The sequence below is a fragment of the Paenibacillus mesotrionivorans genome, assembly GCF_046098205.1.
GTDB lineage: Bacteria > Bacillota > Bacilli > Paenibacillales > NBRC-103111 > Paenibacillus_AR > Paenibacillus_AR mesotrionivorans.
This window is the reverse complement of record NZ_JBJURJ010000005.1, coordinates 245,281-264,807: the sequence shown is the minus strand read 5'-3', so window position 1 is coordinate 264,807 and position 19,527 is coordinate 245,281. Positions and strand designations below refer to the sequence as shown.

At 52.6% G+C, this 19,527-nt stretch carries 19 protein-coding genes and 1 tRNA gene; 15 read left to right on the top strand and 5 right to left on the bottom strand.

Features of this window, described 5'->3' with window-relative positions:
• Window positions 1-150: 150 nt before the first annotated feature.
• The 4 genes from ACI1P1_RS09420 (at window position 151) to ACI1P1_RS09405 (ending at window position 2,596) form a co-directional block, all read left to right on the top strand.
• Complete coding sequence (locus tag ACI1P1_RS09420) at window positions 151-807, top strand: hypothetical protein (protein ID WP_416216117.1); 657 nt, start codon at window positions 151-153, stop codon at window positions 805-807.
• On the top strand, window positions 804-1,292 hold the full coding sequence (locus ACI1P1_RS09415; RefSeq protein WP_416216116.1) for an accessory gene regulator B family protein: 489 nt from the start codon (window positions 804-806) through the stop codon (window positions 1,290-1,292). Before ACI1P1_RS09420 ends, ACI1P1_RS09415 begins: the two co-directional genes overlap by 4 nt.
• Window positions 1,293-1,508: 216 nt before the next feature.
• A complete protein-coding gene (locus ACI1P1_RS09410) occupies window positions 1,509-1,787 on the top strand; it encodes a LytTR family transcriptional regulator DNA-binding domain-containing protein (RefSeq protein WP_416216235.1) in 279 nt (92 codons plus the stop codon).
• Between the two features lie 179 nt (window positions 1,788-1,966).
• Window positions 1,967-2,596 (top strand): response regulator transcription factor, encoded by a 630-nt coding sequence (locus ACI1P1_RS09405; protein WP_416216115.1) that lies wholly within the window; start codon window positions 1,967-1,969, stop codon window positions 2,594-2,596.
• A 98-nt stretch (window positions 2,597-2,694) separates the two neighbouring features.
• Here the strand turns inward: ACI1P1_RS09405 and ACI1P1_RS09400 are convergent, their stop codons facing one another.
• The 4 genes from ACI1P1_RS09400 to ACI1P1_RS09385 form a co-directional block, all read right to left on the bottom strand.
• Complete coding sequence (locus ACI1P1_RS09400) at window positions 2,695-3,123, bottom strand: PH domain-containing protein (RefSeq protein ID WP_416216114.1); 429 nt, start codon at window positions 3,121-3,123, stop codon at window positions 2,695-2,697.
• Window positions 3,124-3,202: 79 nt separating this feature from the next.
• Window positions 3,203-3,838 (bottom strand): pentapeptide repeat-containing protein, encoded by a 636-nt coding sequence (locus ACI1P1_RS09395; RefSeq protein ID WP_416216113.1) that lies wholly within the window; start codon window positions 3,836-3,838, stop codon window positions 3,203-3,205.
• A gap of 235 nt (window positions 3,839-4,073) precedes the next feature.
• Window positions 4,074-4,319, bottom strand: coding sequence for a hypothetical protein (locus ACI1P1_RS09390; protein WP_416216112.1), 246 nt, complete (start codon window positions 4,317-4,319; stop codon window positions 4,074-4,076).
• A gap of 112 nt (window positions 4,320-4,431) precedes the next feature.
• Window positions 4,432-4,502 (bottom strand) — tRNA-Gly (locus tag ACI1P1_RS09385).
• Window positions 4,503-4,713: 211 nt separating this feature from the next.
• Between ACI1P1_RS09385 and ACI1P1_RS09380 the strand changes: the two genes are divergently transcribed.
• The 6 genes from ACI1P1_RS09380 to ACI1P1_RS09355 all read left to right on the top strand — a co-directional run bounded on the left by ACI1P1_RS09380 (window position 4,714) and on the right by ACI1P1_RS09355 (window position 11,354).
• Window positions 4,714-5,625, top strand: coding sequence for a hypothetical protein (locus tag ACI1P1_RS09380; RefSeq protein WP_416216111.1), 912 nt, complete (start codon window positions 4,714-4,716; stop codon window positions 5,623-5,625).
• A gap of 109 nt (window positions 5,626-5,734) precedes the next feature.
• The gene (gene tig, locus ACI1P1_RS09375) at window positions 5,735-7,036 is read left to right on the top strand and encodes a trigger factor (protein ID WP_416216110.1); all 1,302 of its coding nucleotides are present in this window, start codon (window positions 5,735-5,737) and stop codon (window positions 7,034-7,036) included.
• A 162-nt stretch (window positions 7,037-7,198) separates the two neighbouring features.
• Window positions 7,199-7,798 (top strand): ATP-dependent Clp endopeptidase proteolytic subunit ClpP, encoded by a 600-nt coding sequence (gene clpP / locus ACI1P1_RS09370; RefSeq protein ID WP_416216109.1) that lies wholly within the window; start codon window positions 7,199-7,201, stop codon window positions 7,796-7,798.
• A gap of 54 nt (window positions 7,799-7,852) precedes the next feature.
• Entirely contained in the window at window positions 7,853-9,130 is a 1,278-nt protein-coding gene (gene clpX / locus ACI1P1_RS09365) for an ATP-dependent protease ATP-binding subunit ClpX (RefSeq protein ID WP_416216108.1), read from the top strand.
• A gap of 143 nt (window positions 9,131-9,273) precedes the next feature.
• Complete coding sequence (gene ispG / locus ACI1P1_RS09360; protein ID WP_416216107.1) at window positions 9,274-10,407, top strand: flavodoxin-dependent (E)-4-hydroxy-3-methylbut-2-enyl-diphosphate synthase; 1,134 nt, start codon at window positions 9,274-9,276, stop codon at window positions 10,405-10,407.
• Window positions 10,408-10,568: 161 nt separating this feature from the next.
• On the top strand, window positions 10,569-11,354 hold the full coding sequence (locus ACI1P1_RS09355) for a divergent polysaccharide deacetylase family protein (protein WP_416216234.1): 786 nt from the start codon (window positions 10,569-10,571) through the stop codon (window positions 11,352-11,354).
• Window positions 11,355-11,390: 36 nt separating this feature from the next.
• Here the strand turns inward: ACI1P1_RS09355 and ACI1P1_RS09350 are convergent, their stop codons facing one another.
• Window positions 11,391-12,101 carry an N-acetylmuramoyl-L-alanine amidase family protein gene (locus ACI1P1_RS09350; RefSeq protein ID WP_416216106.1) on the bottom strand — a complete coding sequence of 237 codons (711 nt, stop codon included), beginning with the start codon at window positions 12,099-12,101 and terminating at the stop codon, window positions 11,391-11,393.
• 192 nt (window positions 12,102-12,293) lie between these two features.
• On the opposite strand from ACI1P1_RS09350, the gene lonB reads away from it, so the two are divergent.
• From lonB to hemA, 5 genes are all read left to right on the top strand, one after another.
• Window positions 12,294-13,997: an ATP-dependent protease LonB gene (gene lonB, locus ACI1P1_RS09345; RefSeq protein WP_416216105.1), complete on the top strand. Its 1,704-nt coding sequence runs from the start codon at window positions 12,294-12,296 to the stop codon at window positions 13,995-13,997.
• Window positions 13,998-14,231: 234 nt separating this feature from the next.
• Window positions 14,232-16,574 carry an endopeptidase La gene (gene lon / locus ACI1P1_RS09340; RefSeq protein ID WP_416216104.1) on the top strand — a complete coding sequence of 781 codons (2,343 nt, stop codon included), beginning with the start codon at window positions 14,232-14,234 and terminating at the stop codon, window positions 16,572-16,574.
• Window positions 16,575-16,649: 75 nt separating this feature from the next.
• Entirely contained in the window at window positions 16,650-17,282 is a 633-nt protein-coding gene (gene yihA / locus ACI1P1_RS09335) for a ribosome biogenesis GTP-binding protein YihA/YsxC (RefSeq protein WP_416216103.1), read from the top strand.
• A 111-nt stretch (window positions 17,283-17,393) separates the two neighbouring features.
• Window positions 17,394-17,924 (top strand): hypothetical protein, encoded by a 531-nt coding sequence (locus ACI1P1_RS09330; protein ID WP_416216102.1) that lies wholly within the window; start codon window positions 17,394-17,396, stop codon window positions 17,922-17,924.
• Between the two features lie 189 nt (window positions 17,925-18,113).
• Window positions 18,114-19,517 (top strand): glutamyl-tRNA reductase, encoded by a 1,404-nt coding sequence (hemA, locus tag ACI1P1_RS09325; protein WP_416216101.1) that lies wholly within the window; start codon window positions 18,114-18,116, stop codon window positions 19,515-19,517.
• Window positions 19,518-19,527 lie beyond the last annotated feature (10 nt).

Sequence of the window (19,527 nt, the reverse complement as noted above, 5' to 3'; positions counted from 1 at the left end):
TCGTTCATAAAAAGGCTCCGGTGTCTCCCAGCAGGGGACAGCGGGCTTTTTTGTTGTTTTGGCAAAAAACAAGCAGGAGTTTCCTTTCTATATGTCGAAATATCTGGTCATAAAATACATCATAAGGTGACGACAGGTGACGACAATATTATGAATGTGATCATTTATTTGCTTTTGGGTACTGTGGATATTTTTCTTTTAATGACGCTGATTTTTAAGGTGTTCCGGTGGCCGCTGCGGCAGTATGCCCGGGAAACCCTGATTATTGCGTTTTTGTGTTCGCTGGAATCCTATCTGTCGAGAATTGTATTCGGAGTGCCTGAGGTGGACCTGATCCTGCAGAACATCATTATTTTGGTATTGATGAGGGTTCTGCTGAAGGTCAATTTTTACTATGCCCTGACGTTATCGGTGATCGGCTCATTCCTTTATTCCGAGATCGCTTACATCACCTATAACCTGTTTGCCCTGTTCCACATTGAGCTTGATTTTTCCACCCCTACGTCTGCTGGCGTATATTTCATGCAGATATCCGTTCAGGTGCTTGCCGCGCTGTTGGCTTTTCTGCTGTACAAGTTCAATCTGGGCTTTTCCTTTGTGTCCGTCCCGCCCCACGACAGCAAAAGAAGATTTACGCCCAAGGAGAAAATGAATCTGATCATCAGCTGCGTAGCGGTGGTATGTATCTTTTTTACCGTGTATGTGGCCATCAATTATGGTACCTTCGGAATCAATGCCATCATGGTGCTTGAGTTTATTGCCTTGCTGTTTTTGCTGTACATTGCCCGGAAGCAGGATGCCATATGACGGACCCCATTGATTATGTGGCCTTCAAAACTGCGGGTTGGATCAAACGGTCCAACCCGGAGGAAACCGATGACCTGGAAAGAATGAGTCCGACCCTCAGCATCCTGCTTAATAACCTGCTGACAACGGGCTTTATCCTGCTGCTTGGCTATACGACGGATTCCTTATTTTCCACCGCTGTAATGCTGGCTACATTCGTTATTTGCAGAATTATGCTGAAGGGCTGCCACCTCAAATCTATGACTTTATGCACTCTGGCTACATCCCTGTTTGTCTTCGCAGTCTCCGCTATTCCTATAAGCCCCCTGTGGATGATCATCCTCACCCCGCTTTTCATTGTTGTTTTATTCCTCCGCTCCAGCGCATCTATTCCGGTGAAAATGATGTTCGGGATGATGATGACACTTAACATGATCCTACTATATCCTCCCCTTTTTTTGGGCTTTGCGGCGCAATGCTTGACATTATTTCCACAAAGGAGGTGAAGATGCATGAGGAGAGCGGTTGCCAAGTATGCATCCTTAGTGCTGAGTGTGCTAGCGTCCATTTTTACGATTACGGAAAAATATCCTCTTGGTGACAAACCCATACCCCCGAAGGCAGGAAAGAAATAGCCGCTTATGTTGGATCTGAATATTCCCTGCACAACGCTGACACACTTGGACGCTGTTATCTCGTTGAACAAGGTGCAATACATATCTTTGGCTTATCAAAAGAAGGTCCCCAAAATTATTATGCAAACCGCCAAAGAGGAATATATATCCAAGATTACGGGTTCGCTTGAATCATTAGAAATTCTGTTTGCCCCATTTGGTTTTATCCGCGTGGACAGCGGCGTAATGGTTAACATCAACCATTTCAGCCATTTTGAAAAAGATGGATACAGCCAGCTCTTTTGCTTCGCCGGCTCCACCAAAAAGGTTGTCTGCTCCCGTGCCGGATATGCGAAGGTTAAACATGCAATCGAAAACACCACCTGAAATGGCTCCGTGCACATTTTAGGTGGTGTTTATCATATGTTGATAAATTTGTCAATAACAGAATTCCATATCGAATTCTGTTATATCGTGGATTCCAAAATTTATGATATAGTTATGGCGAAAGTACGCAAAATAGTTGCATGGCATTGCATGATTGTGCAAAGAGAGGAGAGATTGTGATGCATAGCGTCGTGATAATCGATGATCATCCGCTTATGGCGCACGCCACTAAAGAGCTGCTGGAGCAGGAGCTGGATGTGAAGGTGGATGCTTTAGCCCGAAACGGAGAACAGGGTCTGGAGATCATCGCTGCATCACAACCGGATCTGATCTTATTGGATTATAAGCTGCCCGACATGACGGGAAGAGATGTAGCCGAGCGGGTATCCACGTGCTGGCCTTCCGTGAAAGTGGTAATTTTCAGCTCCATTGATGTGTCTTCGATGGTTCCCCAATTGCTCATGGCGAAGGTTGATGGAATCCTGTCCAAGGAAAATTCCCAGCACACCATCGTTCATGCCGTGTCCAGTGTGCTTGACGGATTCGCCGTAATTCCCCGGGCATCCGATTGGCAGGCTGGGCTGCTGGGCCAGGAGGAAGTGGTGGATGTGGAGCTGAGCAATAATGAAGTGGCTCTGATGCGATACATTCTAAGCGGATATACCATCGAGCAAATCGCCGAACAGATCCATATGAGCAAACGTTCCGTGGACAACTGGATCCGCAAGATGTATGAAAAGATGGGCGTCAAAGGCAGGACCCAAGCCCTTGAGATTTTCCTGAAAAGCAAATATTATATGAAGCAATGAAACGGCCGTTTCCTCGAAGCCTCCACGCACCGGTAACCCCACTTCGGTCAGGCGCGAGAGCCCCCGGCTGCTCACGCCTGCCACTTCTGTTGCAGCCTTTATCCGTTCAGCTTCTTTTTGTTCTGGGAGGCGATGGTGACCAATGCGACATAAATGGGCTGCAGGTTAAACTTCTTGCCGAATTCGAATTTGTAAGCGGCAGTTTTGGCATCATTGGCTTTGTAATAGGGCGATGTGATGTAATGGATGGTCAGCTCGCTGTCGTCAAATCCTGTTCCCGCCGTTTCCATGGTCACTTCGAAGATGGAATTCAGCTCAATGGAAGCCACCCGGGTTTTTTTGCCTGTCACCCCCTGATGGTCCACCAGAATGATCCGCTCATCCGTCATGAGAAACGAGTCTCTGACCAGCTTAAAGCCCGTTCGGATTTCTTCGTTCTCCATCAGATACATGCCGTATTGCTTCTTCAGATCCTCAATCGAAACCTCTGAAAAATTGCCCAATAACCCACCCAATAATCCTGCCATTCCAATCACTCCCCGGTTATGTTGTATTCACTCCTGTATTCGACAAATAGGGAATGATTTCCTGCCCCATAAAAGACAGCTATATGATATTCAACCCCAGCAGCTTGGCGAAGGCGGGGGCTTGATCGGCGGCAATCGTGCAACCCTCCAGATCCTCCAGATTGACGGTCAGCGAATGAAATTGGCATTGGCTCAGGTCGATCCCCTTAAGCTTTGTCCCTGCCAGAACAATCTGGTTAATATTGCATTGAATAAGAAAAAAATGATGTAAAGCGGCAGCGTAGAAGTCCGAGCCAATCAGTGAGCAGTCCTCAAACCGGACATGCTTGAATTTTGCATAGCGGAAATTAATGTAATCTCCTATACAGTCTGTTAATTCGACGTTTTGCAGGATGCTGCTAGAGAAATCGGCACCGATTATCTTACATTTCCTGAATTCCGTCCGATGGACAAGGGAACCCGAGAAATTTACATTAGAGAAGTCGCAATTCTCGAAGATGATATCCGTGAATTCGGCTTGTTCCAAGGCTGAGCTGGTGACCGTCACATTTCGAAACACCATCCGGTCAAAGGAACGCTTGTCGGCTTCCAGATTTTCTATGGTTCTATTTTCAATGAGGCGGTCGTGAAGCTCATCCTCAAGCTCCAAAAACGGTATCAGTTCATCCGATAATGCCTCGACATGAATTCGTGGATGTTCGATTTTCCCTCTCATTGTTTCCTCCTGAATAATAGATACGTTCTCAGGCCAGACACTATCAACCTATCACAACATTCAGAGGGGAACAATAGGCAAACAGCTATGTATCGGATTTGCACCGATAGCAACACCGACGCCTACGCCAACAATAACCCCCACTCCAACAGTTACACCTAATCCAACACCAGGGATCGGGAATCAGGAAATTCTAACCATTACATTAGTAAACGGAATTGAAAAAGAATACGACTTACCCATGAACGAAATTCAATCTTTTTTGAACTGGTATGATCAGCGTGACTCCGGGAGAGGTCCCGGCAGCTATGCCATCGATAAGCACGACAACAACAAAGGTCCTTTCAAGAACCGAAAGGACTACATCATCTTCGATAAGATCCTTACTTTTGAAGTAAATGAATATGAGGTAACCGAATAATAAAACAACAACCCCCGCAGAAGGAGGTTGTTGTGAGGCCAGGAACAGTTTCCTTGGCATTAGCCCCCGCTGGCTTGTGGCTGGCGAGGGCTTTTTTGCGTTCGTTATTTTGCCCCCAAAAGTAGAAATCTATAAAAAGAAAAAAGCCTTGATATACAAGGCTTTTTCGGTAAGCGGGTGAAGGGAATCGAACCCTCGCCTCAAGCTTGGGAAGCTGGCGTTCTGCCATTGAACTACACCCGCATGAAAAGGGGAACAGTTGTTATAATAGCATATACATGGGGGAAAGTGCAACGGTTTCATTAGAAAAAATAAGGAGAATTTCCTGTACGGCAAAAAGACTGGAAACGCTTCGCCTACCAGGTTGCGGAAGAAATTGTTATAATGACTCTCCAGAAGGGTAAAATCAATGAGACTTGTTACATAGAAGAATGCTTTTGGAGGAGGGTTGCCTATGGCCGCCAACAATCAGGAAAAAATTTATTTGCTTCCGCAAACCATAGGCTATTACCAGCAGGAATTAACCCGGCTGCTGGAGTTTGAGCGGTACCGGGAAACCATGGAGATGCTGCAGTTTCTCTTAAGCTGCGACACCTCGGACCTGAAGGCCAGGGACGAATGGCAGTCGCTTCTGGAGTGGATGCAGACGATGATCCCGGAATTGCATATGCCCCCGCCTCCGGAGGGCCAGGAGCAGGATCTGACGGAGGATGAATTGTTTTACATACATATGAAGGAAAAGGCGGAACGTGAGCCGGAGTATGTGGAGAAGCTCTTGGCGGTATTCGAGCGGCCGGATTCCTGGGACAAGCAAGTGCTAGCCTTAGAGCAGCTCCGATATCTGCAGCATCCCCGGCTTCGGGATGTGCTGCGCAAATGGCTAGAAAGCCAGCCCTTGCCGCCAATCCTTCAGTTCCGGACGCTGCAGATTCTGAAGGCCCGGGGGGAAAGTGGCTCCATCAAAATCAAACGCGGCGGCAAATTGTATGTGGTGGATATCTCCGATGTGCCGGCAGGCAGTGAGGATTACCCGAGGGCCTTGAAGGAAATTTTCCAACGGGTGATCCGTTCCGATATGAACAGCGGTTTTCCGCTGGAGGCCTTTGCCGAGGAGACATGGTCGGAGTTTGTTGCTTATGCCTTCGGGACGCCGGTCTATATCGAAATTTTGGCGGAGAAGCCGGAGGCCCGGGATGCGTGGGCAGCAGCCTTCCATTATATGCTGCTGCTGACCTCCCAGGGCAGTGCATCCATGGAAGAAATCAAGGATATTTATGGGATAACGGAAGCCTTGGAAGTCAGATGGGAGCGTGCGCTGCGGGTTTTCCGGGACTTTGCCAAGGCGGTTTTTCCGTCTATTACCTAGCAGCTGGCGGCTTATCCTTGAAATCAGGAAGGTTTATGATATAATAAAATGGTTATATTGTTAGGGAAATTTGCCAAAAGGGAATTTTGTTGGAGGGGAAAAGCATATCATGACAGCGAATTGGGAAAAAATAGAGAAGAACCTGGGGGTTCTTACTGTCGAGGTTGCGGCCGACCGCGTTGACGCAGCTTTGGATAAAGCATTTAAGAAAGTGGTAACCAAGGTTACCGTGCCTGGTTTCCGCAAGGGCAAAGTACCGCGCAGCATGTTCGAGAAGCGTTTCGGCGTAGAGAGCCTGTATCAGGATGCTCTTGATATTCTCCTCCCGGAAGCGTACATGGAAGCTGTTGCCGAAGCCGGCATTACTCCTGTTGACCGTCCGGAGATTGACATTGAGCAAGTAGGCAAGGGCCAAGTGCTGAAGTTCACCGCCAAGGTGACTGTAAAGCCGGAAGTGCAATTGGGCGATTACAAGGGCATCGAAGTACCGGCCCAATCAACCGAAGTGACCGAAGAAGATATCGAGAACGAGCTGAAGCAGCTTCAACAACGCCATGCTGAGCTGGTGGTTGTGGAAGAGGGCGCAGTAGAGAACGGTGATACCGTTGTAATCGACTTCGAAGGATTCTCCGAAGGTGTGCCGTTTGACGGCGGCAAAGCGGAGAAGTACTCCCTGGAGATCGGCTCCGGCAGCTTCATCCCCGGTTTCGAAGAGCAGCTGGTTGGTCTGGCTAAGGGCGAAGAGAAGGACATCGATGTAACCTTCCCGGAAAACTACCAGTCCGAAGAGCTGAAGGGCAAGCCGGTTGTATTCAAAATTAAGCTGCATGACATCAAACGCAAGAATCTTCCTGTATTGGATGATGAGTTCGCCAAGGATGTCAGTGAGTTCGATACCCTGGAAGAGTACAAGCAGGACATCTCCAAGCGTATTGCTGAGCGCAAGGAGCAATCCGGCAAGCGTGACCTCGAAAACGCCGTTGTGGAGAAGGTATCCGCTGCTGCTGAGGTAGAAATTCCGGAAGCTATGATCCGTGATGAAGTAGAGCGTATGCTCGGCGACTTCGAAAACCGCTTGAAAATGCAAGGCATGAACCTGGAAATGTACTTCCAATTCTCCGGTCAAGACGAAGAAGCTCTGAAGGAACAAATGAAGAGCGACGCTGAGAAGCGCGTGCTTCAATCCCTGGTTCTGGAAGCTGTTGCCCAAGCAGAAGGCATCGAAGCCTCCGATGAAGAGCTGGAAGAGGAGCTTTCCAACCTGGCCAAGCAATACCAGCGTGAAGTGGACGAGCTGCGTGCCATCCTGACTGCCAACGGCAACCTGGAGTCTCTGAAGAGTGACCTGGTTACCCGCAAAACCGTACAATATTTGGTTGACAATAGCAAGACCGAAGCTACTGTAGCGTAAACTTAAATGAAGCATCAGCAAGGCACGTTTCCATACGTGCCTTTTTGTTTCACATTGTTGAAAAGGGTTTACCGGTTTTGGAATCCGAAAAAATGACATTGATTCGCAAACATGATACAATGGTTCAAAATAAGGGTATGTTTATGTAAAGGGGTGGCCGAGATGACGATGATACCTATGGTAGTGGAGCAGGAAGCCCGCGGCGAAAGATCCTACGATATTTACTCGCGTCTGTTGAAGGACCGGATTATTTTCCTCGGCAGCGAGATTGACGATGACGTGGCCAATACCGTTATTGCTCAGCTTTTGTTTCTGAACGCCCAAGACCCCGACAAGGATATTTTTATGTACATCAATTCCCCCGGCGGTTCCGTGACGGCCGGATTGGGAATATATGATACCATGCAGTTTATTAAGAATGATGTTTCCACCATTTGCCTCGGTATGGCGGCCAGCATGGGGTCTTTGTTGCTTACCGGCGGGGCGAAGGGCAAACGGTTTGCCTTGCCTAACAGCGAAGTGATGATCCACCAGCCGTTAGGCGGCATCCGCGGTCAGGCCTCCGACATGAAGATTCATGCCGATTGGATTCTGCGCACCAAGAAAAATCTCAACGAGATTTATGTGAAGCACACCGGCCAGCCCTACGAAAAAATTGAAAAGGACACGGACAGGGATAATTTCATGAGCGCCGAAGAAGCTAAGACATACGGGCTTATCGACGACGTGATTACCCGGACCGATCTGAAGGTAGGCATCTGAACCGGATCACTAGCCTGTTAAATCTCTCTCGAACCGTAAAGGAGGAGGAATGGAATGTTTAAGTTTAATGATGAAAAGGGTCAGTTGAAATGCTCCTTCTGCGGCAAGTCCCAGGACCAGGTGCGCAAGCTGGTAGCCGGTCCGGGCGTCTATATATGCGATGAATGCATTGAGCTGTGCACCGAGATTGTCGAGGAAGAGCTCGGCCATGAGGAAGAGCTGGATCTGAAGGACGTTCCGAAGCCCAAGGATATCCGCGGGATTCTCGATCAGTACGTCATCGGTCAGGAACAAGCCAAAAAATCCATGTCCGTAGCGGTTTACAATCACTACAAGCGGATTAACTCCCAGAATAAGCTGGAGGATGTGGAACTGCAAAAGTCCAACATTCTGATGCTTGGGCCTACAGGCAGCGGTAAAACTCTGCTGGCTCAAACCCTGGCCAAGATTCTCAACGTCCCCTTCGCCATTGCTGACGCCACTTCCCTTACGGAAGCCGGCTACGTGGGTGAGGATGTGGAGAACATCCTGCTGAAGCTGATTCAAGCTGCAGACTATGATGTGGAAAAAGCCGAACGCGGCATTATCTACATTGATGAAATTGATAAGGTAGCCCGCAAATCCGAGAATCCGTCCATTACCCGCGACGTATCCGGTGAAGGTGTGCAGCAGGCTTTGCTGAAGATTCTCGAAGGTACGGTAGCGTCTGTTCCTCCCCAAGGCGGACGGAAGCACCCGCACCAGGAATTTATTCAAATTGACACCACCAACATTCTGTTTATTGTAGGCGGTGCCTTTGACGGACTGGAATCCATCATCAAACGCCGGATCGGCAAAAAGGTGATCGGCTTCGGAACCGACGGACACAAGGTAGACCTGAAGCCGGGTGAATACCTGTCCATGGTTCTTCCCGAGGATCTCCTGAAGTTCGGGTTGATCCCCGAGTTTGTTGGCCGTCTGCCGGTTATCTCCACCCTGGAGCCGCTGGATGAAGCTGCTCTGGTCCGGATTCTGACCGAGCCGAAGAATGCATTGGTGAAGCAGTACCAGAAGATGCTGGAGATGGATAGTGTCGCGCTGAACTTCGAAGCCGACGCCCTGGATGCCATTGCCAAGGAAGCCATTAAACGCAACACCGGCGCCCGCGGCCTGCGCTCCATCATCGAAGGCATAATGCTGGATGTTATGTTCGAGGTTCCTTCCCGTACGGATGTAGCTAGCTGCACCGTAACCAAGGAAGTGGTCCAGCAGAAGATTGTGCCGGAGCTGGTAACCAAGGACAAGGACAACAACGACAAGAAGTCCTCCAAGAAGAAGGAAGAAAGCGCGTAAGGGATACGCGGTTTTGTAAAAGCTTCCGTCTCCCGGGCAGGTGCAACTGCACCCGGGCGGCGGAAGCTTTTTTAAGGTGAACCGTGTTATGATAGATAAAGCTGCTCTAGGTAGGACCATGTTATTTCAGAGGAGGATTCCCCATGTTTCATCGCACCCAAACGGTTCCGGTTCGCGTAGGCAATCTCACCATCGGCGGCAGCAATGAAGTCGTGGTGCAGAGCATGTGCACAACCAAAACGGCAGATGTGGAGGCAACCGTAGCCGAGATTCTCCGGCTGGAGGAAGCCGGCTGCCAGATTGTACGGGTAACGGTTAATAATAAGGAGGCTGCGGAAGCCATCGCCGCCATCAAACAACGGATACATATTCCGCTTGTAGCCGATATCCACTTCGATTACCGTCTGGCGTTGTTAGCTATTGAAAACGGGGTGGACAAGATCCGCATCAATCCCGGCAATATCGGCAAACGCGAAAAGGTGGAGGCTGTCGTCAAGGCCTGCAAGGAGAAGGGCATCCCCATCCGCATTGGGGTAAACGCCGGCTCCTTGGAGCGCCATTTGCTGGATAAGTACGGCTATCCTACAGCGGATGCCATGGTGGAAAGCGCCCTTTATCATATTGGCATTCTGGAGGAGCTGGATTTCCGGGATATTATCGTATCCCTGAAGGCTTCGGATGTGCCTATGGCAATCGAAGCCTACCGGAAGGCCGCTGCCGCCTTCTCTTATCCGCTGCATCTGGGTATTACGGAGTCGGGTACCCTTTACTCCGGCACCATCAAAAGCTCTGCTGGCATCGGCGCCTTGCTCTCTATGGGCATCGGCAATACGGTGAGGATTTCCTTGAGTGCAGACCCCGTGGAGGAAATCAAGGTGGCCCGGGAGCTGCTGAAGGTGTTCGGTCTGATTGCCGACGCGCCTACGCTGATTTCCTGCCCTACCTGCGGCCGTCTGGATATTGATCTGTTCAAGGTAGCCAATGAGGTGGAGGAATACCTCTCCAAGCTGAAGGTACCCATTAAGGTATCTGTGTTAGGTTGTGCGGTGAATGGTCCCGGGGAAGCGAAGGAGGCCGATATCGGCATTGCCGGTGCCCGTGGTGAAGGACTGCTGTTCCGTTACGGCGAGATGATCCGGAAAGTGCCGGAGGCGGAGCTGGTGAACGAACTGAAAAAGGAAATTGACCTTATTGTAGAAGAATATGAACGCACCGGTGAAATTCCGGGCCGCAAGCAGCATGCTGCCGGGCAGTCCGGGCAGCCGACCACCGTGTAACACTCTGACATTCCCCAATATAGAACCCCCAGGCCTGCGGGCGCTGGGGGTTTTTGACGTCAGAGTGTATAACCCCCTCCCTCCCGGCACATAACAACTACGAACCATCAAAGCAGAAGGGAAGGATGGCAAGGATGTGGAAAGCTCGATGGGTTAAAATAATGGCCGCGGCACTTGCCCTTTGGATAGGATGGACAACAGTGGGGGCGCAAACCGGCTTAACGGCGGCGCAAGCAGGCGGAGAAGGAACGGAAGCCCCACCCGTTGCCAAAAAAGCGGCGATTGTCATTGACGACTTCGGCAACCAAATGCAGGGGACTCAAGAAATGCTGGACCTGCCGATTCCGTTTACGGTGGCGGTGATGCCCTTTTTGCCAACAAGCAAGGAGGATGCGGAGCTGGCTCACAGCCGGGGTAAGGATGTTATCATCCACATGCCCATGGAGCCGGTGAAGGGAAAAAAAAGCTGGCTGGGACCCGGAGCCATAACCACAGACTTATCCGACGAGGAAATCCGGAAGCGGGTGGAGGCGGCGGTGGATGAGGTGCCCCATGCAGTGGGGATGAACAACCATATGGGCTCCAAGGTGACGGCAGATAAGCGGATCATGCGTATCATCCTGCAGGTCTGCAAGGAACGGCAGCTGTATTTTCTGGACAGCCGTACCACCGGCAAAAGTGTCATTGGAGAGCTGGCGGCCGAGCTGGGAGTGCCGACGGCGGCAAACGGGCTGTTCTTCGATGACCAATATACAATGGAGCATATTATGAAGCAGGCGGAGCTGTTCAAGAAGAAGCTGGACAAGCATGAGAGTCTAATTGCCATTGGCCATGTAGGCCCTCCCGGCAAAAAAACCGCCTTTGCCCTGAGGAAGATCATTCCGCAGCTGGACGGTAAAGCCGAGTTTGTCCTGGTCCGTGATTTGGTGAAGCTGACACAGCCCTAAGGCGCACATCCGCCCCAAAAAAGAAGAACCGGCCGTTTATTTAGCGGCGCGGTTCTTTTTGCTTCCGGCGGAGCTGGGAAAGTCCTCCTTCAATGCATCCATAGAGGCTTTGGCAATGGAATCGGCCAGCTTCTGCTGGAACTGGGGAGACAAGAGAAGCTGCCTGTCCTTTTTGTTGGATAGGAAGCCCATCTCCACAATAACGGAAGGGACCCGGCTATGGGTCAGCACGTAATAGCTTTTGCTTGCCACGGGCTCCGTCTCGGTGCCGTAAAGCCGGTTCAGCTCCTGCTGCAGCCGCAGGGCTAAACGTTTGCCGGCTTGCTGATTTTTGCGGTAAATCACCAGAGGGCCGCTGCGTGATGGGTTGGAGGTCCAATTTACGTGCAGGCTCAGCATAAAAGCCGGGTTCAGCTTATTAGCGACCTCCACCCGCTGGGCCAGATCACGGCGGTGGCGGCCGCCGTTTTTGCCCGGATTATCATCGCTTAAGGCGTAATCCTTGGTGCGGTTGATACTGGTTGGCACGTGGCGGCTTTGCAGCACGGAAAGCAGCTTCAAGCCTACGGCCAGGTTAATGTCCTTTTCCAGAATGGTGCCGTAGGTGGTTCCGCCGTCTACTCCCCCATGTCCAACATCGATTACAATGCGTGCGGAGGGAGATGCAGCTTCCGGTTGAAGCCCCGGGGCTGAGCCCGGGCCTGCCAGAAGCCCTGCTGCCACAGCTCCCGCCCAAAAAACGCGCATATGGTTTCCTCCTAGCAAGAAATCTCCGGGGCACCTGATGGTTTCCGGTCCTTTAGCGCTATCCCCGCATAGTCTCCCGCATCCGGACAGGCTTCATACATTTTTTGGAGGAATTCCTTCGCAGGATGCGGTTAAGGGGGGAAATGAGGGGAATACTACCATGTATATGCAATAGTCATCGGAGGGATGGAAATGACATTAAGCTTGGTATTGATGTTTGTTCAACTGTTTTTTGCCGTGGTAATCGGGCTGTATTTCTGGAATCTGCTGCGCAGCCAGCAAAGCAACCGGTCGGCGGTGGACAAGGAATCCAAGAAGGAGCTGGATAAGCTCAGGAAGCTGCGCTCCATTTCCCTGACCAAGCCTCTTTCGGAAAAGACAAGACCGTCGTCCTTATCCGATATTGTGGGGCAAAAGGAGGGCTTGAAGGCGCTGAAGGCGGCGTTGTGCGGCCCGAATCCCCAGCATGTGATCATCTACGGACCCCCGGGTGTGGGCAAAACCGCCGCTGCCCGTGTGGTACTGGAGGAGGCCAAGAAAAACCAGTCCTCTCCCTTCCGCAATGATGCCAAGTTTACGGAGATTGACGCCACCACCGCCCGTTTTGACGAACGGGGGATTGCCGACCCGCTGATCGGCTCCGTCCATGATCCCATCTATCAGGGAGCGGGGGCTATGGGTGTTGCGGGTATTCCACAGCCCAAGCCGGGAGCCGTCACGAAAGCCCACGGGGGCATTCTGTTCATCGATGAAATCGGGGAGCTTCACCCCACCCAAATGAATAAGCTGCTTAAAGTGCTGGAGGACCGGAAGGTATTCCTGGAGTCCGCCTATTATAATTCGGAGGACAACGGCATTCCGGGATATATCCATGATATTTTCCAAAATGGCCTTCCCGCGGACTTCCGGCTGGTGGGAGCCACCACAAGAACGCCCCAGGAGATTCCGCCTGCCATCCGCTCCCGCTGTATGGAAATCTTCTTCCGCCCGCTCCTGCCGGATGAGATTGGCCAGATTGCTTCCGGCGCGTTGAAGAAAATCGGCTATGCGGAGAATCCGCAGGCGGTGGAGGTTATTAAGAAGTACGCTACCAACGGCCGTGAAGCGGTAAACGTGATTCAATTGGCAGCAGGGCTGGCCATGACGGATAACCGCAGCGAGGTGACACCGGCAGATGTGGAGTGGGTGGTGAACAGCAGCCAGATTCCGCCCCGGCCGGAGCGTAAGGTGCCGGCAGAGCCCAAGGTGGGGTTTGTTAACGGTTTGGCGGTATACGGCCCCAATCTCGGCACTCTGCTGGAAATTGAAGTGACGGCTATTCCTGCTCCTGCGGGCAAAGGCACCTTCACCATCACCGGTGTTGTGGATGAGGAGGATATCGGCGGCGGCTCCAGAACCCTGCGGCGCAAGAGTATGGCCAGGGGCTCCGTGGAAAATGTGCTGACCCTGCTGCGCAGCCTGGGCTTCCGTCCCCACGATTTCGATCTTCATATTAACTTCCCCGGCGGTATACCCATTGACGGTCCGTCGGCGGGGGTTTCCATGGCGACTGCCATTACGTCGGCGCTGACCCAGATTCCGGTGGACAACCGTTTGGCCATGACCGGAGAGGTCAGCATCCATGGACGCGTCAAGCCGGTGGGGGGCGTTGTGGCGAAGGTAGAGGCCGCCTTCCAGGCCGGTGCCGTGAAGGTTCTGGTGCCGAAGGAAAACTACCAGGATACCTTCGCCAGCCTTCAAGTGCTGAAGGTGGTGCCGGTGGACACCATCCAGGAGGTGCTGCAGGAATCCCTGGGGATCCGATTCCAGGAGCCTGCCCCGGCCCCGTCGGTGCTTACAGCGGATATACTCACCGCGGCTCCGCCACCCTTTTTTCATGCAGGACCGAAGGAATAACGCAACATATGGATGTCTACCAAACCCGGAACCGGATTGCTGTCGCAGAACCTTTGCGGCGGGTCCGGTTTTTTTGCGGAGATCTTGTGTGCCGGACATTATTGGGGGAATGTCTTCTTTTGGGTATGATAAGAGGAGGGAGTAGGGGAGTGCCGCGGAATTGGTGTTTTAAAATAACATTTGATACAATGGGGTCACGAGTTTGTTGTTTTGACCAAATGGAGGTGTCATGCAATGGTGCCGAATGCCAATAAAGGGAAGTATCGCAAGATTCCCCTTTTGCCTTTGCGCGGGCTGCTTGTTTATCCCAGCATGGTGCTGCATCTGGACGTGGGCCGGGAGAAATCCGTCAAAGCACTGGAAAAGGCCATGGTGGAGGACAGTCTGATTCTTCTGTGCTCCCAGTCCGAAATGAATATCGAGGAACCGACGAAAGAAGATATATACCGCGTGGGCACCGTTTCCCGCGTGCGCCAGATGCTGAAGCTGCCCAACGGCACCATCCGGGTGCTGGTGGAGGGGGTTAACCGCGCCGAGATTATGGAGTTTGTCAACAACGACGAATTCTATGAGGTGGCCGTCCGGGAATGGCATGAGAAGCCGGTGGAGGACCCTGAAATCGATGCGCTGATGCGCTCCGTGTTGGGCCAGTTTGAGCATTACATCAATCTGTCCAAGAAGGTTACGCCGGAGACGCTGGCGGCTGTATCTGACATTGATGAGCCGGGCAGGCTGGCGGATGTGATCTGCAGTCATCTTTCTCTTAAAATCAAGGATAAGCAGGATATCCTGGAAACGCTGGATGTGCGTCAGCGCCTGGAGAAGCTGCTGGATTTCCTGAACAATGAGCGTGAGGTTCTGGAGCTGGAGCGGAAGATCAACCAGCGGGTCAAGAAGCAGATGGAGAAAACCCAGAAGGAATACTATCTCCGGGAGCAGATGAAGGCCATCCAGAAGGAGCTGGGCGAGAAGGAAGGCCGGGCCGGCGAGGTGGAGGAGCTGCGCAGCCAGCTGGAGGGCAAGGAGCTGCCGGAGAAGGTCCAGGAGAAGGTGGAGAAGGAGATCGACCGCCTGGAGAAAATGCCTGCCTCCTCAGCGGAGGGCGGTGTTATCCGCAACTACATCGATTGGCTCTTGGGCCTTCCCTGGGGCAAGCTGACCGAGGATGATCTGGATATTAACCGTGCGGAAGAGATTCTGAACGAGGATCATTACGGTCTGGAGAAACCCAAGGAACGGGTACTGGAGTATCTGGCGGTGCAGAAGCTGGTGAAGCGCCTCAAGGGGCCTATCCTTTGTCTGGTAGGGCCCCCGGGTGTCGGTAAAACATCCATTGCCCGCTCCATCGCCCGGTCCCTGGGACGGCAGTTTATCCGGCTTTCCCTGGGCGGCGTCCGGGATGAGGCCGAAATCCGCGGCCACCGCAGAACCTATGTGGGAGCCATGCCGGGACGGATCATCCAAGGCATGAAAACCGCCGGCACGATGAATCCGGTGGTGCTCCTGGACGAAATCGACAAGATGGCCATGGACTTCCGCGGTGATCCTGCGTCCGCTTTGTTGGAGGTGCTGGACCCGGAGCAGAACAACACCTTCAGCGATCATTTTATAGAGCTGCCCTTTGACCTGTCCAAGGTGATGTTCATTACCACGGCCAATGCCGCGCATAATATTCCCCGGCCCCTCTTGGACCGGATGGAAATGCTGTACATTCCGGGCTACACAGAAATTGAGAAGCTGAAAATCGCTGAACGGTATCTCCTGCCCAAGCAAAAGCGGGAGCATGGCCTGGAGGAGGAGCAGCTGCAAGCAGGCGAGGATACGCTCCTGCAGGTGGTCCGGGAATACACCCGGGAGGCCGGAGTGCGGAATCTGGAGCAGCAGGTGGCAAGCCTCTGCCGGAAAGCCGCCAAGGAGATTGTGAAGGACCCGGAGAAGAAAGTGATTATGACCGGGGAGCTTCTGAAGGAATACCTGGGTCCGGCCAAATTCCGCTACGGTATGGCCGAAGAGAAGGACCAGGTGGGAGCCGTCACTGGCTTGGCCTGGACAGAGGTTGGCGGGGATACGCTGGTTATTGAAGTGACGGTGATGCCCGGCACAGGCAAGCTGACGCTGACCGGCAAGCTGGGCGATGTGATGAAGGAGTCGGCACAGGCGGCCTTCAGCTATACCCGGTCCCGAGTGACTGAATTGAACATCCCGGCCGATTTTCACGAGAAAAATGATGTTCATATCCACATTCCGGAAGGGGCTATTCCGAAGGACGGACCTTCCGCAGGCATCACCATGGCAACCGCATTGATCTCTGCTTTAACGGATGTGCCGGTTTCCCGCCATGTGGCCATGACCGGGGAGATCACCCTCCGCGGCCGGGTGCTGCCCATCGGCGGGCTGAAGGAGAAGTCCCTTGCCGCCCACCGGGCCGGAATCCGGACCGTCCTGATGCCCAAGGACAATGAGAAGGATCTGGAGGAAATACCCGAGAGCATCCGGGAAGCCATGACCTTTATTCCCGTGGGGCATATGGATGAAGTTTTGAAGCATGCTCTTGTACAACTTATTCCCCAAACGTGATGTAAGAACTGGAATTCAATCCGGGGCTTTTTTGGGGAAGCGCCGGATAAAAGCAAGTTGGAGAGGTTGAATCCTTTGAAGATTATGAACGCGGAATTTATTATCAGCGCGGTTAGCCCCGCGCAATATCCTCTTGACGCTCTGCCGGAGGTTGCTCTGGCAGGGCGCTCCAATGTCGGCAAAAGCTCCCTGATCAACCGGTTGATCAACCGGAAGAACCTGGCCCGGACAAGCTCCCAGCCCGGCAAAACCCAAACCCTGAACTATTACCGCATTAATGATCTGTTATACTTTGTGGATCTTCCGGGTTACGGCTATGCCAAGGTGTCCAAAACCAGACGTGAGGAATGGGGCAAGTTTATTGAAGGTTATCTAACAGGGCGGGATGAACTGAAGCTCCTGGTCCACCTCATTGACTTGCGCCATCCCCCTACCGCAGATGATATTGCCATGTACGAATGGTCCAAGCATATCGGCTTGACCGTTTGTGTAGTCGGCACCAAAGCGGACAAGATTTCCAAGGGCCATTGGCCCAAACATGCCAAAATCATCAAGGACAAGCTTGGTTTTGATCCGCGGGATTCCTTCGTGGTGTTCTCCTCGGAAACCGGCAAAGGCCGGGAGGAGCTCTGGGAGATCATCCGCGAGAAGGCGGGTCTGCCGGCGGAGCAAGTGGAAGAAGCGCCTAAAGCGCCTAAAGCACCTTGAGGAAATAGAGCAATGTCTAAAGAGCAAGAAGCCTCGAGCTTCCTGCTCTTTTTCCCATTTTTGGGCCATAGAATAGATACAGGCTATCGGGAATGGGAAGGAGAGAGTGGGATGAGAAGAAGGTGGTCCGGCTTCTGGCTTGCCGTTATGCTGTTTGTGCTGTTTGCAGCTATGCCCCTGTGGCAGCTGGCCGATTGGCGGTCAGCCAAACGGGAGAAGGAGGAGGCGGTGGTTTTACTGTATCAGGTCGCATTGTTCCAGATGGAAATGATGGGCAGCGCTATCGCTCAAAAAAGCGCCCCGTCGGGCACAGCGGAGCTGGAGGAGTGGAGGCGGGCGCTGTTCTCGGCGGCTTATGCCCATGAACGGTTAAGCACGGCCGTTCATGGCAGCGTACCGGCGAAGCTGGAGGGACTGGAAACTTTGATGCAATGGATTACGAGAGTGCAGATAGGAGGCGCGAGGCCCCTTGCGAAGGAGGAGGCTGAGCTATTGAAGCAAGCCGCCCCGCTTTGCGGCAAGCTGGTGGCGGCATACGGAAGGCTGATGGACGGCAGTTCCAGTGTTTCGGATGCCGCGGGCAGCGAGTTGAAGAAAATGAATGCAGAGCTTGCAGAAACGGTAAAAAAGAAATTAAAATAAACATTGGACGGATGATTCCAAACTTGGAAAGGCAAGCTAAATGGTAAACGCTGGCTGTAAGCCTGTTCAAGATTTGGACACAGTTATTTAAGAATCATTCTAATAAGTATGATATAATTTGAACAAAGCGTTAATCTTGCAATAACATATAGAGGAAGATCTACAGACAAAGAGAAGGCGGGTGTACATGTGCACATTGTGACGGTGGGACTTAATCATAGAACAGCTCCTGTTGAAATCCGGGAGAAATTCACCTTTGCGCCTGACCGGCTTCCCGATGCGCTGGAGGTTCTTAAGGGTACCAAAAGTGTGCTGGAATGTGTCATCGTGGGCACCTGTAACCGTACTGAAGTGTACGCGGCTGTAGACCGCAAATATAAATCGGGGCTTTTCCTCCGGAGCTTCCTGGAGCAGTGGTTCCAGGTTCCGCGGAGCGAATTCGAGCCCTATCTGTACGTATATGAAGATAATCTGGCTGTGGAGCATCTGTTCCGGGTAGCGTCCGGATTGGATTCCATGATCATTGGGGAAACGCAGATTCTTGGCCAGGTAAAGGACGCGTTCCTTATGTCCCAACGGGAAGGGGCCACAGGAACACTCTTCAATACCTTATTTAAACAGGCGGTGACCTTCGCTAAACGGGCCCATGCAGAAACCTCTATCGGTGAAAATCCGGTTTCGGTCAGCTATGCTGCGGTGGAACTGGGCAAGCGGATCCTGCACGGGCTGGAGCATAAGAATGCGCTGATCATCGGCGCCGGTAAAATGAGTGAGCTGACGGCCAAGCATCTCCAGGGGGCGGGCGTCAACGGTTTGATGGTGGTAAACCGTACACTTCAGAATGCCATGCAGCTGGCTTCCCGCTTCCAGGGAACCGCCCATCCTTATGGGCAGCTGCTAGAGCTGCTGCCGGAGGCGGACATTGTCATCAGCTCCTCCGGCTCCCAGGAGTTCGTTCTGGACCAGGAGCAGGTCCGCCAGACACTGCAAAGCCGTGAAGCCAACCGCCCGCTGTTTATGGTGGACATTGCCGTTCCCCGCAACCTGGACCCGGCTATCGGGGAGCTGCCGGGTGTGCACCTCTTTGATATCGATGATTTGGAATCATTGGTGGAGTCCAATCTGGACGGGCGGCGCCGGGAAGCGGACAAGCTGACGGCAGAGATTGAGCGGGAGGCTGCGCACTTCCAGCAGTGGATGAAGACCCTGAAGGTCACTCCCGTAATCCAGGCGCTCCAGGAGAAGTCCAACCGGATCTACGAAGAGACAATGGAAAGTATGATGAAGAAGCTGCCCGGTCTCGATGAACGGGAGCAGAAGGTGATCCGCAAGCTGGCCAAGAGCATTGTCAACCAGATGATGCGCGATCCGATTCTCCGGGTGAAGGATATGGCCGGAGGCCGTTACGGGGAAGAGGCGCTGGGGATGTTTACGGAGCTGTTCGCCCTGGAAGGGATTTTGGCGGAGCAAGAGGAGAACGAGGCCCCCTCCGGCACGATTGCCGGGCGGATGGCGGGCAAGAGCGGCCAGGAGCTGGGTGGGTTGCCGGCCCTGCTGGCACGCAACGGGACGGAAGCAATGGCGGGTTCGTGAGGCGGACCCG